This window comes from bacterium (assembly GCA_040757115.1).
Taxonomy (GTDB): domain Bacteria; phylum UBA9089; class CG2-30-40-21; order CG2-30-40-21; family SBAY01; genus JBFLXS01.
In genome coordinates this window covers 1-5,853 of record JBFLYA010000228.1, presented here as the reverse complement: position 1 = coordinate 5,853, position 5,853 = coordinate 1, and the positions used below count along the sequence as shown (strand labels likewise).

Here is a 5,853-nt window from a genome sequence, read left to right as displayed (position 1 = left end):
TTTCCACAATCAATTTCTACCTATTTCTATAAATTTCAATCTATTTCTATTATCTTATCTCCATATCACTCTTATCTCCTTATCCCCTTTCTTACACTTTTGATATATAGCCTGAACGGTTACAGATATTGAATCCCAAGTGATTCAAAACTCTGAACCAGATGTTTAAGCAAGTCATATTGTTCCATAGGATAATCTCCTGACTACTTCCTGTTGAACTTTTTCCTTATCCCAGTCGGGATGCAAAGAAGATAGATAGTTTGTTAATTGTTTCTTTGCAGAATCCCATAAATTAAATGCAATAATTAGTCTTTGTTGGGGAGTTTTTTTTCTTAACACTTCAACCATTAATTCATCTAAAACTTCAATATTTCTTTTTTCAAGTTTCATAATTCCCTCATCTAAAATCCAAAATTTTTCAACCTATGCGGTTAGGTTATAAACTGTCAATTTGAGTTCCCCCCACTGATGGAAGCTAAAATCTCCCCCGCTGGCGGGGGATTAAGGGGGTGGAAACCTCTTCAATCACCATTTCAATATTTCTTGTCACATCTTCTATGTGATTTAATACCTCATCATCCGCAAATCTCAATACTCTATAAATCCTGCTTCTATTAAATCCTTCTCCTACCTCTTATCCTTCTCCACTGTCTTCTCATTGTGATGAGTCAATCCATCTACTTCAATGACTAACTTTAATTCTTTACACATAAAATCCACGATATAATTCAATACAGGTCGTTGCCTCCTGAAGTGATAACCCTTCATTTGTCTTGCTTTTAAAACAAACTTCCATAAACATGCCTTAAGCTTTAGTCATTTCTTTGCGTAGCTTATTTGCGAATGGTTGAAATTCCTTATTGTATGCGTAATGGTTAGATTTGTCAGCTTTCACACATACTTCTTATCCCATTGCCCTTGATAATTTCTAACCGCACAGGTCGAAAATTTTCTGAGCAATTTGAATCTACAGGGTCCGGTAATAAGGCACCCATTATTACTGCCCTACAAGAGGCAAGAGGACGGGTTGCCCACCCATACATGCATAGAATGTAAATGCCCCTTCTTCACATTCTGGTCACGCCTTGGATGTTCTGAAATCTTCTTTATCGGCGAATCAACTTCAATTAAGCGCTTGCAATATAAACTCATTTAACTTTCTCCTTTTCCCAACCAAGAGCACTATGCATATCACTAAACCCCAAAAACCACCTTGCTAGTGGCTCTTCAGAAGTCCCTTCTGGTTCATTGGGAAAGGCTTTATCAAATTCCTTTGCACATTCTCGCACATTGTCACCAATACATTTTTGATTAAACAATTCTCGTTTAATACACTCCCAAAAGACTAAATCAGCAACGATGAGATGTGTAAGCCAATTTTTATCGCGTGTCTCATATTTAAGTTGTTCTGAGTTAATGTGATCACCGTGCACGATGGTACTCCTTAACTCGTAGAAATCCCAAGCCCAGCATCCTGCAAGGCTCAACGAAAAAGTTTTCCCTCTGTCCGTGATTCGATTGTCCTTATTGAAACTATCTGATGCGATATTATTTTCCATATAATTTACGAAATGTCTACGCTTGCCTTCCTTGGGAAATTGAAGAAGTATCTCAAACGCTGTTGCCATCATAACAACTTTAGATAACAGTGATACTTCATCACTCTCCACATGAGCCAATCGGAACCACTCTAAACTTCTGAATAACCGTTCACGCATATCTTGAGCAAACAAAGGGGCAAATACTTTGTTAAACCCATCAATGAGTTCAGTGTCAGGAGTTCCAAAAGAACCTCCTGTAGACCAAGGTTCTGGAAAACTGATCTCTCCTATTTTCCAACCAGCGCTAAGGAGACTACCAGAACGCACAGCGATATGGTCATTCCCCGGTTTAAAATTTTGTGTTACCAACTGAAAAACCTCTGCACTGGGAGGTCCTATAGTCCTATTGTTGGCACATACAGCCCTTTTTATTTGTGGTGCAATTGTACAAAAAATAAGTATGTCAACTGCGCTGCGCAAATCGGTACACTGATCATTTGTAAGACATCGAAAGTCTATATTTCCATGAGAGCAAATTGTTATTGTATCAACGGGTCTTCCTTGATGATCAATATAGCAACCAAAATACTTAGTCAGATGATTTAACATTTCTTGATCTGGAATTTTATCTTTAGCATGTAAGTTAAATGACCAAAATGTAATAGGTCCGATTTTTATCTCTCCTTTCAATCCAGCCCAAGGTAGAAAAGATATTTGATAATGTTCTTTGTTTTTTGCAGTATCTCTATCTTCCATAATTACTCTTTCCTCTCACTTTTACCCTGCAACAATGGCAGCGATTTCAGTTTTTCTCTCAACTCCTTTTCTGATGGCAATGCTAATTTGTATTTTGAAGCAAAGACCTTATTGCTCAAGCCACCTAAGACATATTTAGCAAAAATATCATCTTTCTTCGCACAGAGGATAAGCCCTACAGGGTCATTCTCTCCTTCAACTTTCTCATTATCTTTGATATAGTTCAGATAAAAATTCATCTGACCTATGTCAGCGTGGTCAAGTTCATCTGTTTTTAAATCTATCAGAACCAAACACTTTAACAGTCTGTTATAAAAAACTAAATCTATGTGATAATGACGATTAGCAATGGTAATTCTTTTTTGACGGGCGACGAAAGCAAACCCTTTACCAAGTTCTAATAAAAAGTGTTGAAGATTATCAATCAAGGCTTGTTCTAACTGACTTTCAGTATAAGATGTCTCTTCTTTGAGATTAAGGAACTCCAGAATGTATGGATCTTTAATAGCATCTTCTGGTTTCTCTACTATCTGTCCTTTCTCTGCTATTTTCATTACTGCTTTGGTATCTTTGCTTAAAGCCAGTCGTTCAAATAGCATTGAGCCGATCTGCCTTTTCAGTTCTCGGACAGACCAGTTGTTTTGAATGGATTCTTGTTCGTAAAAAGAACGGGCAAGGGGCTCTTCTACCTTCAATAGTTCGCAATACTGCGACCAAGATAACATTGGTTCAAATTTTCCAGACGGTGTCTGGCGAATTATAGATTTTCCAGACGGTGTCTGCGTTTTTTGTCTTTCAGAAGATTTGGCAGACAGTGTCTGCCAAATTGGAAAATTGAGATAAAAAGTTCTGATGTTCCTTAAGTTCCTTTCTGAGAACCCTCTTCCAAATTTGGCAGTCATGTCTGCCGAAAGTTTTTTGAGTAGTTCCTCTCCATACTCTGCCCGTGCCTTGCCTTTCTGCTCAAACTCCACAATCTCTCTGCCAATTCCCCAGTAAGCTAAAACCTGGGCTCTGTTTATTTCTCTAAATGCCTTAGTCCTTGCCTGAGTGAGAATTTCAGCAATTCTTTCAAGCAGACTACTGTAATTTCTTGTAGATATCTCTTTATTTTCTCCCATACCCCACCTACTATCTACTACCTCCTGCTTTTAATATTGGATGAAGAGGGCTATTATTTTTCATCACTTTCTTGTCCTTTTGATATTCTCGATATTCTTCAAACCTACTTCTTCTGCGTAAAACTTGACGCTATCTTTCATACATTTTTTGTCATTCCCTTCATCTAATAATTCTTTTATTGTTTTATTCAAGACTGGATGTTTGATGTCTGGGGCGATTTGAGATAATGGAATTAAAACAAATGTCCGTGTGTGCATTAATTTATGAGGTATTTGTAAATCGGGTAAATCTAAAATAATATCATCATAAAGCAATATATCTAAATCAATGGTTCGGGGACCCCATTTCCTTTCTATTTTCTTACCGAGTTTTCCCTCGATTTGTTTTAAAATAGCCAATAATTCTTGAGGTGAAAGTCTGGTTTTTAGTTCGGCGACTAAATTTAAAAACCAATCCTGTTCTTTAAATCCGACAGGTTCTGTTTCATAAATTGGTGAGGTTTTAATCACCTTTATCCGCCTATTAATGAGTTTTATTGCCTCTTTAATATTTTTTTCTCTATCGCCTAAATTTGAGCCAAGAGAGATATAAACTTTACTCATTTTTCCTTCTGATAATCTCAGCCGCGACATAATCTACTACGCCCGCAATAGGGACTTGAGGTTTTTTTACCCGAACAATGACTTCAATTGCTCTGGTTTTGTCTAAAATTGCCTGAGCAATGTCTGTGGCTAAAGATTCAATTAGCCGATATTTTTTCTTTTGTTCAATGCTTTTCACCAAATTATAAATTTCTTTGTAATCAACCGTATCTTCAAGGTGTTGGACTGACTTTAAATCTAAATGTAGTTCTACATCGACTAAGAATTTTTGCCCCAACTCTTGCTCAATCTCAGTTACACCATGATAGCCATAAAAAACTATTCCTGAAATGATAATCTTATCTAAATTCATCTTACCACTTTTTTTTGAACTCCCCTGTCTTCAGAAGAATAAGGATTAAATCCTTTTGTCTTTTTACCTGAAGTAAAATCCTATTATTATCCTTAACCGTCTCGATAGTTTTTTTAAAATCTTTAATATCTTTTATTTCCATATCATTAATCTTAATAATAATGTCCTTTTCATAGAGTTGTGCATCAGAGGCACAGGTGTCCCATTTTACCTCTGAGACAAAGACCCCATCTTTTGAATCTAATTTGTAATTCCGATAGATATAGTCAGTTATTTCCTTAACCGCAAAACCAAAGTCTGTTTCTAATTCATCAGCTTTTATCTTTGGCTGTTTGGCGATTTTTAAAGTAAGGCTGAGTGGTTGTTTATCTCTGATTATCTTCATCTGGACTTCTTGACCGATTTTTGAGTCTCCCACTATTCGGATGAGTTCATTTACCGCTTCGGGTTTCTCTGCCTTAACCTTTTTGCCATCAAATTCAGTGATAATATCAAGTGGTTTAAGTCCACTTTCCGCCGCAGGAGAGTTTTCGAACACACCATTTATTATTACGCCGGTAACTTCGGGCAAGCCAAATTGTTGGGCTATATCCCGATTAAATTCCTGGATTGAGACACCTATCCAGCCCCGCTCGATTTCCCCTTGAGTTTTTAATTTATTTATGACCTTTTTAACCACGGTGATAGGAATAGTAAAACTAATGCCTCTCCCTGCCCCACCACTATTTATTCCGATGACCTCACCTTTTAAATTTACCAGAGGTCCACCGCTACTCCCCGGGTCGATTGAGGTATCTGTCTGCAGAAATTCATTTATTATTTCACCTTCGGATTCAATGTCTCTTCCCTTAGCGCTAATTATGCCAAGATACACTGTTCCATCCAATCCATAAGGATTACCAATGGCAATTACCCATTCGCCGACGCAAGTTGTATCTGAATCCCCAAGCACAGGATATTTTAGTTCCTGCTGATGTTCTATCTTTAGCAAGGCTAAATCGGTTAATTTATCTATTCCGATTATCTTTGCCCTGTATTTTGTAACATCATTTAGCATTGTTACCCTTGCTTCATCAGCCTCACTAATCAAATGTTCAGTCGTAACGATATACCCTTCACGGTCTAATAATACCCCGGAGCCTAAAACCCTTCGTTTAGCCCCACCTTTTTTCTGGACGGCCTCGATATGGACAACCACAGGTTTTATTTCATTTGACACCTCAATGATTTTTGCCTGAAGTCCCATAAACATCTCTAATCCTGTATTATTAGCCAATAAGTGAACAGGAAATAATAGCAATAAAGAAATGATAATTAGTTTTCGCATTCAAATTCTCCTTTTTGTTTATCCAAAATAAAAGGTGTCTGCTTTGATAGACACCTTTGTATAACTCGATATTCAAGTTTTTTTAAGATTAAGTGGTTTATCCTTTTTTAACCGCAAAGAACGCAAAGAAATCAACCGCAAAGAACGCAAAGA

The 5,853-nt window shown here is 37.1% G+C and carries 8 protein-coding genes; all 8 read right to left on the bottom strand.

Annotated features, from left to right (window positions below; all coding sequences use genetic code 11):
- Positions 1–174: 174 nt before the first annotated feature.
- The 8 genes from AB1422_15585 to AB1422_15550 all read right to left on the bottom strand — a co-directional run bounded on the left by AB1422_15585 (position 175) and on the right by AB1422_15550 (position 5,700).
- Complete coding sequence (locus AB1422_15585) at positions 175–390, bottom strand: hypothetical protein (protein MEW6620731.1); 216 nt, start codon at positions 388–390, stop codon at positions 175–177.
- A gap of 237 nt (positions 391–627) precedes the next feature.
- A complete protein-coding gene (locus tag AB1422_15580; protein ID MEW6620730.1) occupies positions 628–768 on the bottom strand; it encodes a DUF559 domain-containing protein in 141 nt (46 codons plus the stop codon).
- Between the two features lie 116 nt (positions 769–884).
- Positions 885–1,043, bottom strand: a complete 159-nt coding sequence (locus tag AB1422_15575) for a DUF1156 domain-containing protein (GenBank protein MEW6620729.1) — start codon at positions 1,041–1,043, stop codon at positions 885–887.
- Positions 1,044–1,148: 105 nt separating this feature from the next.
- The gene (locus AB1422_15570; GenBank protein ID MEW6620728.1) at positions 1,149–2,297 is read right to left on the bottom strand and encodes a hypothetical protein; all 1,149 of its coding nucleotides are present in this window, start codon (positions 2,295–2,297) and stop codon (positions 1,149–1,151) included.
- 2 nt (positions 2,298–2,299) lie between these two features.
- Entirely contained in the window at positions 2,300–3,418 is a 1,119-nt protein-coding gene (locus AB1422_15565; protein ID MEW6620727.1) for a PDDEXK nuclease domain-containing protein, read from the bottom strand.
- A 63-nt stretch (positions 3,419–3,481) separates the two neighbouring features.
- A complete protein-coding gene (gene folK / locus AB1422_15560) occupies positions 3,482–4,021 on the bottom strand; it encodes a 2-amino-4-hydroxy-6-hydroxymethyldihydropteridine diphosphokinase (protein ID MEW6620726.1) in 540 nt (179 codons plus the stop codon).
- Entirely contained in the window at positions 4,014–4,373 is a 360-nt protein-coding gene (gene folB / locus AB1422_15555) for a dihydroneopterin aldolase (protein MEW6620725.1), read from the bottom strand. The genes folK and folB overlap by 8 nt, the downstream gene beginning before the upstream one ends.
- 1 nt (position 4,374) lies before the next feature.
- Entirely contained in the window at positions 4,375–5,700 is a 1,326-nt protein-coding gene (locus tag AB1422_15550) for a trypsin-like peptidase domain-containing protein (GenBank protein ID MEW6620724.1), read from the bottom strand.
- Between the last annotated feature and the right edge of the window lie 153 nt (positions 5,701–5,853).

Coding starts and splice junctions, on each gene's coding strand:
- AB1422_15585 (MEW6620731.1), bottom strand. CDS start 390: ATGAAACTTGAAAAAAGAAATATTGAAGTTTTAGATGAATTAATGGTT.
- AB1422_15580 (MEW6620730.1), bottom strand. CDS start 768: ATGAAGGGTTATCACTTCAGGAGGCAACGACCTGTATTGAATTATATC.
- AB1422_15575 (MEW6620729.1), bottom strand. CDS start 1,043: ATGTATGGGTGGGCAACCCGTCCTCTTGCCTCTTGTAGGGCAGTAATA.
- AB1422_15570 (MEW6620728.1), bottom strand. CDS start 2,297: ATGGAAGATAGAGATACTGCAAAAAACAAAGAACATTATCAAATATCT.
- AB1422_15565 (MEW6620727.1), bottom strand. CDS start 3,418: ATGGGAGAAAATAAAGAGATATCTACAAGAAATTACAGTAGTCTGCTT.
- folK (MEW6620726.1), bottom strand. CDS start 4,021: ATGAGTAAAGTTTATATCTCTCTTGGCTCAAATTTAGGCGATAGAGAA.
- folB (MEW6620725.1), bottom strand. CDS start 4,373: ATGAATTTAGATAAGATTATCATTTCAGGAATAGTTTTTTATGGCTAT.
- AB1422_15550 (MEW6620724.1), bottom strand. CDS start 5,700: ATGCGAAAACTAATTATCATTTCTTTATTGCTATTATTTCCTGTTCAC.